The sequence below is a fragment of the Evansella cellulosilytica DSM 2522 genome, from assembly GCF_000177235.2.
Lineage (GTDB): Bacteria > Bacillota > Bacilli > Bacillales > Salisediminibacteriaceae > Evansella > Evansella cellulosilytica.
Map to the genome: position 1 here is coordinate 596778 of NC_014829.1, position 19125 is coordinate 615902.

Annotated in this window: 14 protein-coding genes; 10 read left to right on the plus strand and 4 right to left on the minus strand. The window is 36.7% G+C overall.

Annotation, left to right across the window (positions count from 1 at the left end):
* Positions 1–15 precede the first annotated feature (15 nt).
* From BCELL_RS02800 to BCELL_RS02810, 3 genes are all read left to right on the plus strand, one after another.
* Positions 16–1503, plus strand: coding sequence for a leucyl aminopeptidase (locus tag BCELL_RS02800; protein WP_013487152.1), 1488 nt, complete (start codon positions 16–18; stop codon positions 1501–1503).
* 221 nt (positions 1504–1724) lie between these two features.
* A complete protein-coding gene (locus tag BCELL_RS02805; protein ID WP_013487153.1) occupies positions 1725–2921 on the plus strand; it encodes a sensor histidine kinase in 1197 nt (398 codons plus the stop codon).
* On the plus strand, positions 2911–3579 hold the full coding sequence (locus BCELL_RS02810; protein ID WP_013487154.1) for a response regulator: 669 nt from the start codon (positions 2911–2913) through the stop codon (positions 3577–3579). Before BCELL_RS02805 ends, BCELL_RS02810 begins: the two co-directional genes overlap by 11 nt.
* A 14-nt stretch (positions 3580–3593) precedes the next feature.
* On the opposite strand, the gene BCELL_RS23150 is transcribed toward BCELL_RS02810, so the two are convergent.
* On the minus strand, positions 3594–3719 hold the full coding sequence (locus tag BCELL_RS23150; RefSeq protein WP_013487155.1) for an anti-repressor SinI family protein: 126 nt from the start codon (positions 3717–3719) through the stop codon (positions 3594–3596).
* 250 nt (positions 3720–3969) lie between these two features.
* Between BCELL_RS23150 and BCELL_RS02820 the strand changes: the two genes are divergently transcribed.
* The 3 genes from BCELL_RS02820 (at position 3970) to BCELL_RS02835 (ending at position 6485) form a co-directional block, all read left to right on the plus strand.
* On the plus strand, positions 3970–4518 hold the full coding sequence (locus tag BCELL_RS02820) for a hypothetical protein (RefSeq protein WP_013487156.1): 549 nt from the start codon (positions 3970–3972) through the stop codon (positions 4516–4518).
* Positions 4519–4533: 15 nt separating this feature from the next.
* The gene (locus BCELL_RS02825) at positions 4534–4830 is read left to right on the plus strand and encodes a DUF6407 family protein (RefSeq protein ID WP_013487157.1); all 297 of its coding nucleotides are present in this window, start codon (positions 4534–4536) and stop codon (positions 4828–4830) included.
* 485 nt (positions 4831–5315) lie between these two features.
* A complete protein-coding gene (locus BCELL_RS02835; RefSeq protein ID WP_013487158.1) occupies positions 5316–6485 on the plus strand; it encodes a tetracycline resistance MFS efflux pump in 1170 nt (389 codons plus the stop codon).
* 331 nt (positions 6486–6816) lie between these two features.
* On the opposite strand, the gene BCELL_RS02840 is transcribed toward BCELL_RS02835, so the two are convergent.
* The 3 genes from BCELL_RS02840 to BCELL_RS02850 all read right to left on the minus strand — a co-directional run bounded on the left by BCELL_RS02840 (position 6817) and on the right by BCELL_RS02850 (position 11883).
* A complete protein-coding gene (locus BCELL_RS02840) occupies positions 6817–8550 on the minus strand; it encodes an ABC transporter ATP-binding protein (protein WP_013487159.1) in 1734 nt (577 codons plus the stop codon).
* 659 nt (positions 8551–9209) lie between these two features.
* On the minus strand, positions 9210–10349 hold the full coding sequence (locus tag BCELL_RS02845) for a family 8 glycosyl hydrolase (protein WP_013487160.1): 1140 nt from the start codon (positions 10347–10349) through the stop codon (positions 9210–9212).
* A 13-nt stretch (positions 10350–10362) separates the two neighbouring features.
* A complete protein-coding gene (locus BCELL_RS02850; protein ID WP_013487161.1) occupies positions 10363–11883 on the minus strand; it encodes a GH39 family glycosyl hydrolase in 1521 nt (506 codons plus the stop codon).
* Between the two features lie 192 nt (positions 11884–12075).
* Here BCELL_RS02850 and BCELL_RS02855 point away from each other — a divergent pair, with 192 nt between their 5' ends.
* The 4 genes from BCELL_RS02855 (at position 12076) to BCELL_RS02870 (ending at position 19119) form a co-directional block, all read left to right on the plus strand.
* A complete protein-coding gene (locus BCELL_RS02855) occupies positions 12076–12624 on the plus strand; it encodes a hypothetical protein (protein ID WP_013487162.1) in 549 nt (182 codons plus the stop codon).
* Between the two features lie 32 nt (positions 12625–12656).
* Positions 12657–13379 (plus strand): YesL family protein, encoded by a 723-nt coding sequence (locus BCELL_RS02860; RefSeq protein WP_013487163.1) that lies wholly within the window; start codon positions 12657–12659, stop codon positions 13377–13379.
* Between the two features lie 402 nt (positions 13380–13781).
* Positions 13782–17282 (plus strand): endo-1,4-beta-xylanase, encoded by a 3501-nt coding sequence (locus BCELL_RS02865; RefSeq protein WP_013487164.1) that lies wholly within the window; start codon positions 13782–13784, stop codon positions 17280–17282.
* A gap of 259 nt (positions 17283–17541) precedes the next feature.
* Positions 17542–19119, plus strand: a complete 1578-nt coding sequence (locus BCELL_RS02870; RefSeq protein ID WP_013487165.1) for a response regulator transcription factor — start codon at positions 17542–17544, stop codon at positions 19117–19119.
* Positions 19120–19125 lie beyond the last annotated feature (6 nt).

Below are 19125 nucleotides of genomic sequence, written 5' to 3' on the forward strand. Positions count from 1 at the left end.
CAGGAGGTTGAGGACATGTATCAATTTATACAAGAAAATATATTAAACTATGAGACGGAAGCAATACTATACGGAGTTTTTCAGGAAGAGAGTTCGTCCTTCCATCCATTTGAAGAAGCATTTTCTAACGAACTAAGCAATCTCATAGAATTAGGAGAGCTATCGCCTGAAGCGGGGCATGTATGTAAATTACATCCTTTTAATAAAGCGAAAGCTCGTCGTATTTATTTTGTTGGATTAGGATATAAGGCAGATATAACAAAAGATGGGATTAGAAAGGCGTTTTCTAAAGCATTCAAACAACTGGCAAAAGATAAAGTGTCAAATATAGCATTAGCGCTAGATAGCTTAGTTCAATTACCTATGAGTGATACCGATGCATTTGAGGCGATTGGAGAAGCCCAAGCGCTAGCACCATTTCAGTTAAATACATACCATACCAAAAAATTAGAAACAACAAAGCTTAAGGAGTTTACCATTATTGCAGAGCGAAATCATCGTGAAAAAGAAGTGGTAGATGCTTTAAAAGTAGGTTTTGCATTAGGAGAGGGAGCTAATGTTGCACGCAATCTAGTGAACGCACCAGGAAATTTAATGAATGCAACACATTTAGCAGATTATGCGAAGTCACTTGCTGAAAAACATAAGCTAGAGATAGATATATTAGAAAAAGAAGATATGGAACAACTGCAAATGGGAGCTTTGCTCGCTGTCAATCAAGGATCGACTGAACGACAAAAGTTCATTGTAATACGCTACCAAGGGAAGGAAACGTGGGAAGACCCTGTTGCAATTATTGGGAAAGGAATCACTTTTGATACAGGTGGTTATTCGTTGAAAGGGAAAGACGGAATTATTGGAATGAAGATGGACATGGGAGGAGCGGCATCTACATTAGGTGCGGTGGACGTAATTGGCAAGTTGAAACCGAATGCGAATGTAATGGCTGTTATTCCAGCGACAGATAACATGATTAGTGGATCGGCATTTAAGCCTGACGATGTCATCTTTTCTATGAGTGGGAAAACGATAGAAGTTAGAAACACCGACGAAGAAGGACGTCTCGTATTAGCTGATGCTATTACTTATGCAAAGAAAGAAGGAGCATCTGAGATAATTGATATCGCTACGTTAACTGGTGGTGTTGTTGTTGCCCTAGGAAATGAAGTGACAGGTGTAATGACGAATAATGAAGGGCTTCTAGCAGATGTTCAGAGAGCAGCAAATGAAACAGGTGAACTCATGTGGCAATTACCTTATTTCGATTTATATAAAAAACAAGTGCGCACTAGTCATATAGCCGACTTGAATAATAGTCCTGGTAGAGCAGGCCACGCAATTATGGCTGGCGTTTTTGTTGGTGAATTTGCCGGGAGCACGCCATGGGTCCACATAGATATTGCTGGAACAGCAATGGCATCTTCAGAGCATGAACTCGGTCCTAAAGGCCCAACTGGCGTTATGACAAGAACGCTTGCAAAGTTTGTGATGAATAAGAAGTAAATTTTATAAAGGCGATGCGCAATGGTGACTTGAAAGGGAAGGGGTGTATTTTTCAAGACAGTTTATTTGCCATCGCTTTTTATTGTTGAAAACGTAAATAGAGGTATGAAGAAGTAGGAGAATAGAATTATTCCCATTTTATATACAACTACCTTATCGTTCTTTATAATTAACTATATATTAAAAATTTCCAGTATTATTAAAGGAGGATATGGGAGCAGATGACCGATCGACAATCGAGGCTCATTAACAGCATACTGTTTTTTGTAATCTTTGGTACTTGGTTTATTCTCATTAACGATAATCCAAATAATACAATCTTACTAACTATACTGATTTACTCTTATGCACTAATACAATATTTTAGATATTTAAAATATCGTCTTCCTATTAAAAATCCGTTATCTATTATCTTAATTATGACGCAATTATGTATTGCATTCACTGTTCAAGCTGTTGATGGATGGTTTCTGGCGCAGACATACTTCTTTATATTAATTGTTGAAGTTTCCTATCGCTCAAGTAGAGCTAATAGTATTCTTTTCATGGTCATTTCTTATGTTGCGTATGTTACTGCTGTTGCTTTACACTTTCAATTCCCACCATTTCATGAAATTAGCCATGTCGTTCCGAGATTTCTAGAATATGTATTATTTTGGGCATTTAGTTATATTGCTAGCTATGCAGTTGACCAGAAACGAGAGATGGAGCTATTAAATGAAGAGCTGCGTCAAGCAGCAGAGGAGTTGGAGGAAAAAACATTGCTACAAGAGAGATTAAGGCTTTCTAAAGAAATACATGATACTGTTGGCCACACGTTAACGACTGCCTACATAGGGGTGGAAACATCAAAACATATTATTCAAAATGGAAAAAATACTGAAGGCTTGGAGATGCTTGAAAAGGCTAAGTTTCAAATAAAACGAAGCTTAGAAGATGTTCGTTCAATTGTACATACCGTTAGTGAAAATCCAAATTTCATAGATATGAAGAAAAGTCTAATAAAGCTCATAGACCAAACAGAAGACCACTCGAATATTACTATAGATTATGAAATCACCGAATCGCTTCCAGATTTAGGGCCAGCGCAGCAGTTAGCTATTTACCGTGCTCTTCAAGAAGGCGTGACAAATGGAATAAGACATGGAGGAAGTACACATTTTCACTATCGTTTGCTAAATAAAGGAGATACTCTTCAAATTACATTAGAAGACAATGGTAAGTTTAAAAATAATAGCACCTATGGATTTGGATTAAAAGCAATGCAGCAACGTTTTCAGCTAGTAGGTGGGATGGTAGAAACTTTAAAGAATGATAAAGGTGGTTGCACCTTAAAAATAACATTGCCTATACAATATAGGGAAAATATAAATCAACCTAATACTTTACAGAAAGAAGGCAATACTTATGTCGGATAAGTTGAAGGTTGTCATAGCTGATGATCATCCTATCGTCCGGGATGGATTTAAAGTGTTGTTGTCCACAACAGATAGTATAGAGGTTGTAGGTACTGCCCAAAATGGAGTAGAGGTAGTAGAGCTAGTTACTCAACTTCATCCAGACGTTGTTTTATTGGATATGTATATGCCAAATAAAAATGGATTGGAAGCATTAGCAGATATAAAAATAAAACATCCTGAAACAAAGGTTTTAATGATATCATCGATGATCAATGATGATGTTGTTATTGATTGCTTAAGTTTAGGTGCTAATGGAGTACTATTAAAAGATTGGCCAACGGATAAAATTATTCATGCGATGAAAGAATCAGTAGCTGGACAAATGATCATTCCAGAATGCTACTCAACAAAGCTTATAGGGGCTTGGAAAAAGCAAAATAAGCCTCAACATAAAGATTGGCATGAAGTTATTAATAAGCTACCAATATCTCTCTATGAACGTGAGAAAGAAATATTAGCAAAAATCATGGATGGAAAAAAGAACAGTGAAATAGCAAGAGAACTTTATCTTTCAATTGGGACGATAAAAAATTATACTTCCTCCATATACAAAAAAATAGGTGTATCAAAACGAAAGGAATTAGTTGAATACGTCAAAACTGTGAAGCTAGGTTAAGTGTGATATATAACCTAGCATTTTTTTTTATTGAGAAATTGTTTAATATCACTGGGAGACAAGCCCATTTGTTTTGCCTCTTTCATAAGTTGTATCCATTCCTTATCTAAAATTCGATCATTCGTCTTCACACTTACCATACATAGCTCTCCCTTCTATATATAGAACATATTGAATTTACTTATATAAAGAATAACTCCTTCATTAAGATAACCGATGTCACATAATTTCTAAATAATTATAGGAGAGGTTGTGACCTTCGCCATCATATTGTGACTTAATGGTGACTTAAATATGACAGAAATGTGTCGAAAAAAGACGCTAGTGATTCGTTTTTCGATATCAAACGTGTACACTATGGAGAGGATAATAAACAGGAGCTGGTTCATAATGGATAATGGAATAGTTGAGTATTTTGAAAAACTACATGCACATGACAAACAGGAACAATTTGAAGCATTCCAATACCTTTTAAAGGCTATGGAGGGGGAAGTAGATTGGTCGTATGAAGTATGGGATCGTTTAAAGGAAGAGGTGGAGTCAGGGAACAATCATGAGAGATCGAGAGCTGCCCAGTTTTTAGCGGCCTTAGCATCATGGAGTGATCCAGAGAAAAGAGTTCTTGGAGATTTCCCTATCTTGTGGAAGGTGACATACGATGAGAAATTTGTTACTGCTAGACATAGTTTACAATCGGTTTGGAAAGTTGCTTTAGCAGGGAATGAACAACGAGAACTTGTTTTGAATCATTTTATAGAACGTTTTTACACATGTGAAGATGAGAGAAATAATAAGCTTATGCGTTTTGATATTATACAGGGACTAAAAAATATATTTGATAACACAAAAGAGGCAGCAGTAAAAGAGGCAGCGTTAAAGCTAATAGAGAGTGAAAACGATGAAAAATATAAAAAGAAATACAAGAACGTGTGGAAATAAAGTGAGGGCCGTTGAATGAGTGGGAAACTATCAATAAATGAATTTGTAATTAATGTGACAAAGGATAGGGAAACGTTTAATTCTAGTGATATGGAACAAATAAAAGAAATATTACGACTCGCAATGTCTTATTATGAGCTGCGGTCTAAGGAAGTAAACGAATTACATGAAGGTAATCATTCAAGTGTGCTTTACTTAGATTCTATCATGGAAGAAAATATACTTTTAAAAGTAGTGGAAATTGCTTCTCACAGTGATGATCAGTTGAGTTTGGAACAAATCTACGAGAGTAAGGTGGTGAGAAGGCATTAAAAGCACAATTAACAACAACTATTTATTGATAGTAGGAGTAACTATCGTTGTAGTCGGTTTCTTACTAGGATTAGTATTAGGACAACCCCTCGAGAGTAGTATTTTTCAGTGGGATATTGCAGTGAGTTGGTGGGTTGGTGGTGCAGTTATAGGGATGGTATTAATAAAGGTAGCTAATAAGAGGTTAATGAAAGAGAATAATGAGGAGCGTTTATCTAACAGTAAGAGATGGAGGAAGTAGATCTAAGTAGCGAGGGTGATGACTTTAAAAGAATCTAAAGTTAGGAAATCAGGTTTATTTTAGTTACTCCTTAGTAGTAATTTAGTATAGTTTCTCAATGGATAGGAAACTATAAGAGATTATATTTGTATTGCTATTGCATGTTTAGTTAAAATTGATATGCTTATTATTATAATTACTGTATTAAAGTTATAATATAATCATATTTCATCGTTTATAAAACGATATTGGAGAGTAGATCACATTGGAAAATAAAAAAGCGCTACCGATTCTGTTTGCAGTTATGTTTTTTGTTATGGTCGGTTTTGGTATCATCATTCCCGTCCTCCCTTTTTATGCAGAAGAACTCGGGGCATCACCAACACAATTAGGATTGTTAATGGCTTCTTATTCCTTTATGCAGCTTGTCTTCGCACCATTTTGGGGGAGAGTATCCGATAAAATAGGAAGAAAGCCTGTAATGATGGTCGGAATATTAGGGTTAGCCTTTTCTTTCTTTTTTATGGCTTCGGCAACAGAGCTATGGATGCTCTTTGCTGCACGAATCATTGGAGGCTTTTTATCCTCTGCAAATATGCCAACAGTAATGGCTTATGTTGCTGATATCACATCAGACGAAGATCGTGGTAAAGGAATGGGGATTGTCGGAGCTGCGGTAGGACTAGGTTTTATTTTTGGCCCAGCTATTGGCGGTATATTTTCAGAGCAAAGCTTAAATATGCCATTTTATATTGCGGGATTATCGTCACTCGTTACTTTTCTCTTTGTTTTATTTGTATTAAAAGAGTCGCTACCTGCTGGTGGCAATGCTGCAAAAGAAAAAAAATCAGTGTTCCAATCATTAAAAGGTCCAGTATCAATATTGTACTTTATGCAATTATTCATTTCACTATCATTGGCTGGTTTAGAAGCTACATTTGCTTATTTCGCGGCTGAAAGAGCTGGCCTAGGAACAGTTGAATTAGGATATATTTTCATGATTATGGGCTTTGCAGGAGCACTTGTTCAAGGTGGACTTGTCGGAAGACTAACCAAAAGATTTGGCGAGGGAATCGTTATACAAATTGGTATTGTGATTTCTGCAATCGGTTTTGCACTAATTTTACTCGTTGATAACTTTATGACAGCGGCAATATTTTTATCTATATTTGGAATTGGAAACGGATTAATAAGACCGAGTGTTTCTTCCTTGTTAACAAAAAGGTCTACCTCAGGGTACGGAAGTGTAACAGGACTTTTATCCTCTTTCGATTCGCTCGGGAGAATTATTGGACCGCCACTTGGTGGAATTTTGTTTTCTCTATCAGTTGGAATGCCATACATTTCAGGAATAGTGTTATCACTTATTGCTTTATTTTTATATCGTGTTTATCGAATACAAACGAAAGGCAGTCTTGAAGAGTATAGAGCTTAATAAAGAGAACAGTGGGGTCCTCCTATTAAAATAAAAATAGGCGGTGGAAATGCTGCCACGCGTAGTAGTGAGAAGAACACTCACTACTACATTAAAGACATGTGTCATCATTTCTACACCGCATTTAAGAAAAGACTAAAAACGAGCTTCCCGAAGCTCGTTATTAGATTTACTAATATAAAAGAAAATAAAAATAGGCGGTGGAAATGCTGCCATGCGTAGTAGTGAGAAGGACACTCACTACTACATTAAAGACATGTGGCATCATTTCTACACCGCATTTAAGAAAAGACTAAAAACGAGCTTCCCGAAGCTCGTTTTTAGTCTTTTCTTAAGTTAATTGTTGTTCTGCAAATTCCCTATAAAGTTCATGTGTTTGTACGAGCTCTTCGTGAGTGCCAACCCCAGTGATTTCACCGTTCTCAATAAATATGATTTTGTCTGCATTTACAATTGTAGATAAGCGGTGGGCTATTACAAATGTAGTTCGTCCTTCCATGAGGCGGAACAGTGCCTGTTGTACTATTCCTTCTGATTGGCTGTCTAAACTAGCTGTGGCTTCATCCATCATCAAAATTTTTGGATCTCTTAAAAATGCACGTGCAATCGCAATTCGTTGTCGTTGGCCACCGGAAAGCTTAACGCCTCTTTCACCAACTTCTGTATTGAGGGCATTTGGAAAATCTTTTATAAACTGATCTGCGTAAGCCATCTTTGCAACTTCCCAAAGCTTCTCATCATTAATATTTGCTCTATCCTCTAAGCCATAGCATAAGTTCTCACGGATAGTTCCTACCATCATCGGACTATCTTGTGAAACATAGCCAATTTGGTTTCGCCAAGAGTACATAGATATGTCTTGGATAGGGGTATCGCCGATAAAAATTTGACCAGTGGTAGGTTCATAAAATTGCTCTAACAAGCCAAATAACGTCGTTTTTCCTCCACCACTAGGTCCAGCAAACGCAACCAGCGTACCTGGCTGCACATCGAAGGAAACATTTTTGATAACCTGCTCTTCCTCACTATAGGAAAAAGAAACATTTTTCACATAGATTGCTTTGTTAGATATGTCCATATCTATTCCTTCTTGACCAGCTTCTTCGTCAACTTCAAGTATGTCGATAATCCGTTCAGTAGCCCCTTTTGCCTTTTGTAATTGAGTAAAAAACATCGTAAAGGATGTAATTGGAAAAATAATCTGAAATAAGTAAAGTAAGAAAGCGACTAAAGAACCAGTCGTCATTGTACCATCGGCGACTCGAATACCACCGTATCCTATAATGATTACGATAACAACCATGACAACGAGGTACATCAGTGGTGATATAAGTGCAAATATTTTCCCTTCTCGTAGCCCGTAGGAAAAAAGCTTATTTATACCTGCAATGCCTTTTTTTTCTTCTGTTCGTTCAGCGTTTGATGCCTTCATTAAGCGTATTTCACTTAATGTTTGCTGCACGTTTCCTGTAAAATTAGCAGTTTCATCTTGTAGTCCACGTGAAATTTTAGACATTCTCATACCAAGTGGAACCATAAACGCGATGGTAATAGGAACCGCAAGGAACATAAGTAATGTCATTTTCCAATCCATAATGAACAAAATGATAACAGCACCAATAATGGTGATAATTCCACTAATAAATTGAGGGAAGTGCTGGGAAATAAGATCCTTCACAATGCCTGTATCGTTAACAACTCTACTGACGGTTTGTCCACTAGTGTTTTTGTCAAAGTAACTAACAGGTAAGCGCAAAAGTTTAAACCACATCCTTTCACGTAAGCGAGCAACAATTTTTTGTCCTACATACGCTAAAGCATACATAGATATTCCGTCAGTAATTGCTTGCAAAATAAAAACTAAAATAATAGCAATAATGAGGTAGATGTTTAAAGCGTCCATGGAAAAGCCGTCTACCATTTCTCTCGTTAAAAGTGGGATTGACAAGCCTACAATAGTAGTAATGAAACTACCTATTAATCCAATTCCAAATGCGAGCTTAGGAATTTTAGTAGAAAGTATTAGTTTAATAAAAGGTTTAAGAGAAGTTTGCTGTTGTTCCATCAAAATACTACTCCTTTAGATTTGTTATTTGGATGTTTTGTGTTCAAATATATTTACGTAAAAAAAGAGAAAAAAGTAACAAATTTTGTTAATGTTTATGAATTATTATAGATGTAACAGCGTGGGGACGATCAGATGTATACTGCTTAAAAAGTAATAAAGATAGGAAAGTGATGTATTGCATGAGATGTAATTGTTTCTAAAGAAAGTTAGCGAGATTGGTCAATGTTGAAGGTAGGTGAATAGATTTTAAAAGCCCGTTAGAAGGCCAGTTCAGTGCTAAAGGGATATGAAAAGCATTTTAAAGTCCCGTTAGCAAGATAGGCTCGTGCTGAAGGGATATAAAACAAAGTTTAAAAGCCCATTAGAAGGCAAGTTCAGTGCTAAAGGGATATGAAGAGTATTTTAAAGTCCCGTTAGCAAGATAGGCTCGTGCTGAAGGGATATATAAAACAAAGTATAAAAGCCCATTAGACCCCAGTGCAAAAGTATGAAACCTCATTTGAAATCCACCCCATAAAAAAACTACACGTGATTGTAGAGTCAAGCTCCCCCACCCCCCCACAACCTTCCGATCAGCATAACAAAAACAAAGGCTGCCCTATCCTAGGAAAAGTACAAAAGCTTTAACTAGAACACAGCAGCCACCCTACTTAAGTTTACTCAGGAAACCAAATTTTAAAATTCCCACTCAAAGCTAGTAAACTAAACATATATAAGCAGTTGTCGTAATAACGCCTTTTGCCTGTTCGAACAGGCGTATTCCAAAAAAGCTTCACGCAGTCGTGAGCATACTCTCCGTCAGCAGCTAACGAAGCCATTGCATTTGTTGCTAGTAAACCAACAGGATGGAGAGATTTTTCTTCGAAGGGCTTTCCATCTACAGTATAGCGGCGATAATCTGCCGGTTTTTTATCTGCAAAAAAGGCTTGTATTCGATTAGCATTTTCTACTTCCCATTCATCACCACGGAACCACTCATAGTCTAAACCAATATTAGCTGCTACACGATACGAGTCACTATAAAAGTGACCAAAACCTCGTATGTGGTTAGGCTTTCCATCGTAGAATGCATATTCTGGTGCCAACCCAGTTTCAGGATGGCAAGCTATTTTTAAATATTCCCTACTTGCTGATGCAGCCTCTTTCCAAAACGGACGGTCCTCTGGATTTGACCACAAACTAAATAACTCATAAAAATGGGGAAGATGGTATGATGGATCGCTAAACTCGCAATTTGGAATAAATTTAATTAGTTTATTTTCTAGATTCCACATCGGATAGCCGTGACCACCCTCGCCTTTATGAAGGACTGTATGCAATAGAGATTTCGCTTGTTGACTATAGTTAAATGGCTCTTCTCCATCTCCCCAACAATGGGAAGCAAACAGAAGAGCTAATGCGAAGTACTCTTCTCCGTCCGGTGCGGGTCCATTCGAGTTTCTCGATCCATCTGGGAGACAAGACCACGCAAAATACCCAGCATTCTCTCCTTCAGTCATAAACATGTAAGTTACCGTCCACTTCCATAAACGATCGAATACTTCTTTTTTATTGAGTTGTACAGCCATCATCATCCCATAAGACATACCTTCTGTTCGGACGTCTATATTACCAGTATCAAGCATATAAGCAAGATCCTCGCCAACCTCATAGTAAATCTTTGTTTCTTCATGATCTCCAAACAGTTTATCCCAAGTATCTTCAATTTTTCTATTAATCTCTAAATTATCATAGCCAATTTCCTTAAAAATGTTACGGTAATCTCCAGTATTGAAAGCGCCGTTTTTTACTGTCATGATATGATCCTCCTTATGAGCTCCATTCCTTTGAGTAGGAAGGTATTAAACTATCGTCTAGCTCGATATATGTTTCCGTCTCATCTTTCACACGGCTTATTTCAATGAAAGATACTTCATTTTTAGTAAGGGTAATGGTGAGTGGTAATCTACCATCAATAACAAGCTTTCTTTCTGTTCTTATTTGGGGCTTTGCAACCTCTATTAACGTTTCTATTTCATTTTGTTTAGGAAAACGAGGCCTCCCCATTTGCTTCCATACCTTCCATGGATTTGCGTGATTTTCATCTATTGTTTGACGTTTAATAAAAGCTTCTTTATATGGAAATGGTAGGTCAATAGACATATCTTTGTTAAAGTCATGTCCTTTTTTCATCACGACATTCCAAACAACTATAGTGATAGAGTCATCCCCGCGCTTCGTAACAATACATTCTGTGTCTCTATGAAGTATTATTTCGCCTAGCTTATTGAAAAAGCTAAACAGGTGGTAGGTCGGTTTTGGTATGCCATTTAATGCTACTAAGCCAAATCCACCATGAAATTGCGCTTTAGGTACATCGGCTTCTTCAAAGACATCGCTAAATGTCCAATAGGAAAAGGAATCAACGTAATCCCCTGCTTCGCTTAAAACTCTTGCTAAATAAGCAGCATTTAATGGAGTGTCGTGGACAGGATTAATAGGACTATAGGATGTATTGTATTCTGTAATATGAAAAGGTAAATGAGGGAAAGGTGACGAATGAATTAACTCTCTTACCTCTTTTAGTTCATCTAACATATGATCACAATCAAACAATTCTTGATAGTAATACTCAGGTGTTACCTTATGCGGTTTAGCTGATGTATAAGCATGTCTAGAAACAAAATCAACTGGAACGTTTTCATTTTTACAAAAGGTAAGGAAATCTGTAATCCATTCATCAGACCCTCCACAAATTGCAGGGCCACCAACCTTTAAGTCAGGACAAACATCCTTTACAGCAGATGCAGTTATTTTATACAGTTTAAAATATTCTTCTTTATTCGCATCCTTCCAAAAGTTGACCAAATTAGGTTCATTCCATACCTCAAACGGCCATTTCTTCACTTCTTCCAAGCCATATCGATCAATGAAGTGGGACACTACAGCATGGATAAGGTTATACCACTTGTCATAGTCGTTTGGGGGAGTGACATTTCCTTCCCAAGCAAAAATAGTTTGATCGCCAGATGCTAATGCTTGAGGCATAAATCCAAATTCAATAAACGGCCTAAGTCCTAATTGTAAATAACTATCAAAAATGCGGTTAATATACGTGAAATTATAAAATGGCTTAGTTGAACCATCTGGGAGATTTAGCTCTCGGTAAATACCGATATCATCATGAAGTAGGCCATGCCCTCTAATAAATTGGAAACTAATTTTTTCCTGAACAAGCTTTAAGTGATCCCAATATTCTTTTTGTAAAGCTAGGCCAAGTCGCCCAGTACCAATACAATAATTCCAGTTATTACTAAAATACTGATTATCCTTATCATTAATTATTTTCATAAAATCCCCCCATTTTGTAGCATTTTAACAAACTAATGACGTATAGTAACTCTTTAAAATATAGAAAAAACTTTAAAAACTAAAGAAAATCCTAAATTTTTTACAGTGAGAAATATAGTTTACTCTCTTTATTAATAAGTGAGAGTTTTGTATAGTTTAAGAAAGCGTTTACAAAGAAATGAGGGTAACAAAATGAAAATACGAGCGATGATAATGGTACTTATATCTTTGTTCCTGTTAGCTGGTTGTGGTTCTGAAGCAAGTGATGGCAGTGGTAAGCTTCAAATAATGTTTTTATCAGAAGTACCAAATAGCTACGAAGCTAACTTTATTCCTTATATTGAAGACATTATTCGTAGAGCTGATGAGGACCCTGACAATATTGAAATTATTGTTCAAATATATCCTATCTCACATGAGAAATTAACTTTAGAGATTGTTGCTAGAGATGTAGATATTTTTATTATAGATGAATCATTAAGACATGTTTTGCTAGATCCATATGGTCTACACCCATTAGAGGAATTACGGAATAATTTTGGAGATGAAGCAGAAATAGAAGAATTTGTATTAGATGATCATGAAACAGGTGATCCGCATTTATATGCTGTCCCATTAGATAATGATTCTACGTTAATTACTGATTTAGGATTGGAGTTACCAGCACCACTAATCGGAGCAGTTGTAAGATCGAGTTATTATAAGGAACTGGCAGAACAAATTTTAGCTGAGTTTTTGTGACACAAAATTATATTACATAAAGGGTGAGAGGAATGAATGTTAGTTGGATGGCAAGTCCATTTTATCGTTCTTGTGATTGGATATGGAAAATGGCGTATGTTAACTTACTTTGGCTTGGTTTTACGGTATTAGGTTTTGGAATACTTGGCTTTTTACCAGCGACATTAGCAATGCTTACCGTTATGAGAAAGTGGTTAATGGGAGAACCTGATATAGCTATATTTAAAACATTTTTAAATGCCTACAAAGAAGGATTTATAAGAATAAATCTAATAGGTTTACTATTTGCATTCGGTGCTTATGTCATTGTTTTTAATTATATGTATTTAGGAACAATTGAAGGGCCAGTGCATACTATTTTAAGCTTAGGTTGGTATATTGGGCTCATTGTATATACCGTTACGCTTGTTTTTCTCATCCCAACTTACGTTCATTATGAGCTAAAGCTCATGCAATACTTAAAGGCTAGTTTCATTGTTGGTCTCGTGAATCCTTTAGCCATGATTACTTTAATAATCGGCCTACTGCTAATGTATCAGCTCTTTACGTACATTCCTGGCTTAATTCCGTTTTTCGGTCCAAGTATGCTTGGGATGATGGTCATGTGGTGTGCCCATATGGCATTTACTAGATTAGAAAGGAAAAAAGAGAAGTTAGAAAACGAAAAAAATGATGTCTCTCAAAGTCCAAGTACAAATACCAAGAGTGCTATTACTCATAAGAAGCCGAGAAGAAGAACACGAGTGATATGGTAAAAAAGCAAGAGGAGGCTTATGTACAATACACTTGCTGCGGGCCCACTATAAGAAATGACTAGGAATTAGTCTATTTCTTATAGTGGGTATTTTTGTTTCTACGAAGGGGATCCGTGTAATGCTATTGACTATTTACAAATGAACAGGGGGAAATTACACCACATGTATTAGGAAGAACAGCAATTTAATAAAAGAAAACAGTCCTATTACGTCTAATTTTCAACGAAATCTATCATTTATAAAAGTAAACTACATAGGTACTATAGTTTTCGAAGTGAGAACTTTAGATTATGGGGTTTCTATAAATGTAAGCGCTTTATATATTTAGACTGTTTCATACTGTTTTTTCGAAAAGATCGTGAAAACAGAGCGTAAGGTAAAACTAAAATGGGAGGTAATACAATGAAAAGAAGGCATGTAAAACTATTTTTTATTCAGTTACTCGTAATTTTGTTAGTTTTGCCACCAGGAATAATGACAGCACAATCTTCTGTAGAAGCAATTGGCAGCTTTGAACGAGAGATTATTGCAGAATATCACTTTGATGATGGAACGACGCAAGGGTGGTTTGGGAGAGAAGCAAATCTTGAAGTCGTGGACAACGAAGCACATTCTGGAGAGTATAGCCTTTTCGTGGATGGAAGAACTGAGGGGTGGAATAGTCCGGCGTTAGACTTACAAGGAATGCTCGAAATTGGGGCTACATATGAGATAGCTGGCTATATGAAACGCGCTGAGGCAACATCTGAAGAAAAGCTTGTTATGGCAATGATTGATCAATCTGTTGGAGAAGATGCGCAATACAACTGGATTAATAGTAGAGAAACCTCTCAGACTGATTGGGTAGAGTTAAGAGGGGAATACACGATAACAGATGAAAAAGAAGACCTAGTATTATATTTTGAAATAGAAAACAACACGGAAAACTTTTATATCGATTCTATTTCTATTACGAAAATTTCTCCGGCAGATGATAGCTTCGTTCCAGAGATTGTAGCCGAATTTGATTTTGAGGATGGAACGACACAAGGCTGGTTTGGTAGAGGGATAACACCGAAAGTAGTACAGGGAAATGGGCAATCAGGAGAGCACAGCATCTTCGTTGAAGGTAGAACAGAAAATTGGCATAGTCCCGCACTGAATGTGAGAGAGCTGTTTGAAATTGGTGCTACGTATGAAATAACAGGTCACATGAAGCGTGCAACTACTACTGAAGAAGATGGGAATTTGGTAATGGCAATGATTGATCAATCTATTGGTGGGGATGCAAATTACAATTGGATTGATAACAAAAGAGTGACGCATGATAACTGGGTGGCGTTATCGGGTGAATATTCTATTACTGAGGAAAAGGGAGAGTTAACTCTTTATTTTGAAATAGAAGGTAACACCGAAGATTTTTATATTAATACGATTACAATTACGATGATATCACCGCCAACAGAAACGGGCGATGATGACATCATTGACGTGCCCGTTGAGGAAAGGGTTGCTGCATTCACGGATTTTGAGGATGGTACAACTCAAGGGTGGGAGCCGAGAGAAGGCCCAGAGGAATTGACCGTAACGACAGATACAGCAAAAAATGGGGAAAGAAGCTTACTAATATCTAATCGTCAAGGCTCCTTTCACAGTGCGAAGCTCGATTTCCTCGATCATATGTATGCAGGCCATACGTACGACATTAGCGTATGGGTGAAATTAGCACCAGGGGAAACGCCTACGAGCTTACAAATATCTCGAGCAGAAACTATTTCTGGCTCTACAAATTATTATCCACCAGTAATTAACCCAACTGAAGTAACAGCGGATGAATGGGTATTGCTACAAGGAACATATACATTAACTGGAAACGTAAGCGATTTGTATTTCTATGTCGAAGAGCCTTATGACGAAAATCAAGAGACAGGCGTATCGTTTTATATAGATGACTTTAAGGCAGAGGTTAGGGTTCCTGATGAGCTAGAAGATATAGCACCGTTAAAAGACGTATTTGCAGATCATTTTGACATTGGTGCAGCAGTTGAACCACGCCATACAGCTGGTCAGCACGGAAAAATGCTGGAAAAGCATTATAACATGCTCGTTGCAGAAAATATTATGAAGCCAGAGTCAATACAGCCAACAGAGGGTGAATTTAACTGGGTGAATGCAGATGCAATGTTTGATTATGCTGAAGAAAACGGATTAAAGGTTCGTTTTCATACACTCGTATGGCATAGTCAATCACCAAGCTGGATGTTTCTAGATGCTAATGGAGATCCAATGGTTGTTGATGGTGTAGTAGCTGACCCTGATAATCTAGAAGCAAATAAGGCGTTGCTGCTTCAAAGAATAGAAGATCATGTCCATGCTGTAGTTGGAAGGTATGGAGATCGTGTTGATTCGTGGGATGTTGTGAACGAAGTCATTGTTCCTACTGAAGAGGATGGTTTCAGAAAAAGTGAATATTATTTAATTACGGGTACAGAGTTCATTCATAAAGCTTTTGAAGCGACTGCAGAAGCATTAGCAGCACTTGGGGATGATGTCCATCCAAATGCAAAGCTATACTACAACGATTACAACACACACAATCCGCAGAAAAGAGAATTCATTTACGAGATGGTCAAGGAGATGCAAAACGAAGGAATTCCTATTGATGGTATAGGGCATCAAACACATTTAAATATAAACTCTTCGATAGAGCTTGTCATAGCATCTATTGAACGATTTACTGAGCTTGGATTAGATAATCAAATTACAGAGCTAGATATTAGTATTTACACCGGTAATAATGAAGCGTTTTTCAGTTATGCTGACATACCTGCATCTAAGCACGAAGAAGTGGCGATGGCGTACGGAGAGCTTTTCAAACAGTTAAGAGGTGTGAGTGATCAAGTGAGCAGTGTTGTCTTTTGGGGAATAGCGGACGACCATACTTGGCTACACGGCAGAGGAGTCGCCAACCGTGTCGATGCACCATTTGTTTTTGATCAGGATTTAAAGGCGAAAGAAGCTTACTATACTGTCATTGATGATAATTATGTTGCTCCAGAAAGACCATCGATACCGGAGCCTAAATCAGAAATTGCTTATTATGGTACACCAACAATCAATGGCGAACTAGATGATATTTGGCAAATAGCTACTGTCTTCGAGACGGATACTTGGGTTGAAGGTGAGAGTGGCTCTACCGCTAGCGTAAGAGCATTGTGGGACGATGAATATTTATATGTTTTCGCTGAAGTGACAGATAGTCAATTAAGCAATGTAAGTAATAATGAATGGGAGCAAGATTCAGTAGAAATTTTCGTTGACCAAAATAATGAAAAAACAAATTATTATCAGCTTGATGATGGACAATTCCGTGTCAACTTTGAGAATGAAGTGAGCATTAATGGGTTTGGGTCCGATACATTTAGAAGTGCTACAGCAATAACGGAAGAAGGATATATTGTAGAAGCAGCAATAAAGCTAGAAGCGATCGAACCAGTTGAAGGTACTGTTATCGGCTTTGATATTCAAGTAAACAACGATGAAAATGGAGACGGAGTAAGAAATAGTGTAGTGACATGGAATGATCCGACAGGTGAATCATATCAAAGCACATCTCAGTTCGGTGAATTACAATTCGTTCTTGAGCCAGAAACGGATCAAGAGAAACCAGTGGATGATCCATTAAAACCAGGTGATCAAGAACGAAAACCAAGTACCCCAGGAGAAGAGGATAGCCTAGTAATAGGGGGAGAGGGTGGCTCTGAAAGACAACACGAAACAGAAGAAGGAAGTAAAGGTGATGAGCTTCCTAGAACAGCAACGAATAATTACAATATGATCGCGCTTGGTTCGTTGTTACTACTGCTTGGAACAACAATTCTTATTGTGTTTAGAAGGAAAAATAAGGTGACTATACGAGAGTAATGATTTGTTTCATATAAAGTAGTCAGGAAGAAGGAAAAAAAGACTAATTTAGAAAGAAAATTTTTACTTATATCACAAATTTAGTTGATTTAATCGGTGTAAGAGGGACTTCAAAAGGACAGATCTTTTGAAGTTCACTCTTTTTGTTTTTCTTTAAGTTAATGAAAGCGTTTACTTTATAGTGTATAATAGATTAATATTTTACATATTTTTCAATAGTATGTATAAATTATAAAATATGAGAATAGAGGTGGTTCGTATGTATAAGGTGCTTTTAGTCGATGACGAAGTTTTTGTTAGAAAAGGATTAAGAAGTCTCATTGAATGGGAGAAGTGTGGTTATGATGTTGTCTCAGAAGCGGATGATGGTGAAGATGCGTTTGAAGTCATAAAACAAATTAGCCCAGACGTTGTAATTACTGATATTAAAATGCCTATTGTCGACGGATTAGAGCTTATCAAAAAAGTACGAGAAACCCTAGATCATGATACGAAGTTTATTATTATTAGCGGTTATAATGATTTTTCCTACGCTCAAAGGGCCGTGAAGTATGGTGTCGTTGATTTTGTTTTAAAGCCGATTGATAAGGAAGAGTTTGAAGGTATTTTAACCGATCTACATCGACGCTTAGAAATGGAAAGGACTGCTAGGAAAGCGAAAGATAAGCTATATTTAAGCCAGTTAATAGTCAATGTGTTTGATGAAGCGGTAAAAGAAGGCGAAATTTCTAAGTGGTCTAGAGCGTTAAAAATGGATCAAAGTCAATTTTTTTATTACGTTATCTTTGAAAAGAATAATGTCACACCAAATAAAGTTACTCCGGATAAGGAGAGGAAGTGTCTGAGTAATATTATTGTTGATGCGTTATCGGACATAGAAAAAAATAATCAACCGCTAGCGATTTATGAACATGAGGAAAATGCAATAGGCATACTTATTGCCGCGCACCATTTGATTGAATTTGATCATGATATTGTCCAATTCGTTTCAAGAATTAGTAAAGAGGTGAATAGAAAAGCCAATCAACCGATAACTGCTTTTATAGGAACTAAAGTATCGAAATTATTTTCCATCAAGCATTCATACGAAACAGCGAATAGAATAAGGAGCTATAAATATATAGTGGAAGACAAGGATGTCATATCTTATGAGAACGTAATGAATATCCCAATAACATTTAACGATATAAATAAGTCACTTTATGTCAAGCTGATAGAGCAAATGGAGGAAAAAAATATAAACGAGCTAGAAAAAGTAATCGCACTAATTTTTAGCGAATTTCAGTCAAGAAGGTTTGCACCTTGGGCGATAAGGACCTCCATTAATCGTTGTGTTCATGGAATTATAGAAACAATTAATAGTATGGATGGAAACGTGAAAAGCATGTCTACGATAGAAGCGATGACGAATTGGGAAAAATATCATTTAACGTTAGATGAACTAAAAAAAGTATTCCGTGAATTTATAATTGAAGGGACAGATATGATCCAAGAGCTAAGGAAGGAAAATATGAAAGGAGATATATATAAAGTAAAAGCTTACGTTGAAAGTAATTACCACAAAAACATAAGCTTGAAAAGTATTGCGAGACAATTTTATATGAACCCAGTTTACATGGGACAACTGTTTAAGAAAACCTTTGGCATGTATTTTAAAGAGTTTGTTTTAAAGCTAAGAATGGATGAAGCAAAGAAGCTATTACGTCAGACGGATATGCTAGTCTATGAAATTGCTGAAAATGTCGGCTTTGGTAGTACAGACTACTTTGTTACGCAATTCGAGAAAAAATGTAAAATGACGCCAACAGAGTATAGGAATGAACTACTAAAAAAATAAAAAGAA

Bases quoted from the DNA above. Each gene is read 5' to 3' on its own strand.
- BCELL_RS02840 (WP_013487159.1), bottom strand. From the start codon at position 8,550: ATGGAACAACAGCAAACTTCTCTTAAACCTTTTATTAAACTAATACTT.
- BCELL_RS02800 (WP_013487152.1), top strand. From the start codon at position 16: ATGTATCAATTTATACAAGAAAATATATTAAACTATGAGACGGAAGCA.
- BCELL_RS02845 (WP_013487160.1), bottom strand. From the start codon at position 10,349: ATGACAGTAAAAAACGGCGCTTTCAATACTGGAGATTACCGTAACATT.
- BCELL_RS02865 (WP_013487164.1), top strand. From the start codon at position 13,782: ATGAAAAGAAGGCATGTAAAACTATTTTTTATTCAGTTACTCGTAATT.
- BCELL_RS02825 (WP_013487157.1), top strand. From the start codon at position 4,534: ATGAGTGGGAAACTATCAATAAATGAATTTGTAATTAATGTGACAAAG.
- BCELL_RS02805 (WP_013487153.1), top strand. From the start codon at position 1,725: ATGACCGATCGACAATCGAGGCTCATTAACAGCATACTGTTTTTTGTA.
- BCELL_RS02855 (WP_013487162.1), top strand. From the start codon at position 12,076: ATGAAAATACGAGCGATGATAATGGTACTTATATCTTTGTTCCTGTTA.
- BCELL_RS02870 (WP_013487165.1), top strand. From the start codon at position 17,542: ATGTATAAGGTGCTTTTAGTCGATGACGAAGTTTTTGTTAGAAAAGGA.
- BCELL_RS02850 (WP_013487161.1), bottom strand. From the start codon at position 11,883: ATGAAAATAATTAATGATAAGGATAATCAGTATTTTAGTAATAACTGG.
- BCELL_RS02860 (WP_013487163.1), top strand. From the start codon at position 12,657: ATGAATGTTAGTTGGATGGCAAGTCCATTTTATCGTTCTTGTGATTGG.
- BCELL_RS23150 (WP_013487155.1), bottom strand. From the start codon at position 3,719: ATGGTAAGTGTGAAGACGAATGATCGAATTTTAGATAAGGAATGGATA.
- BCELL_RS02820 (WP_013487156.1), top strand. From the start codon at position 3,970: ATGGATAATGGAATAGTTGAGTATTTTGAAAAACTACATGCACATGAC.
- BCELL_RS02810 (WP_013487154.1), top strand. From the start codon at position 2,911: ATGTCGGATAAGTTGAAGGTTGTCATAGCTGATGATCATCCTATCGTC.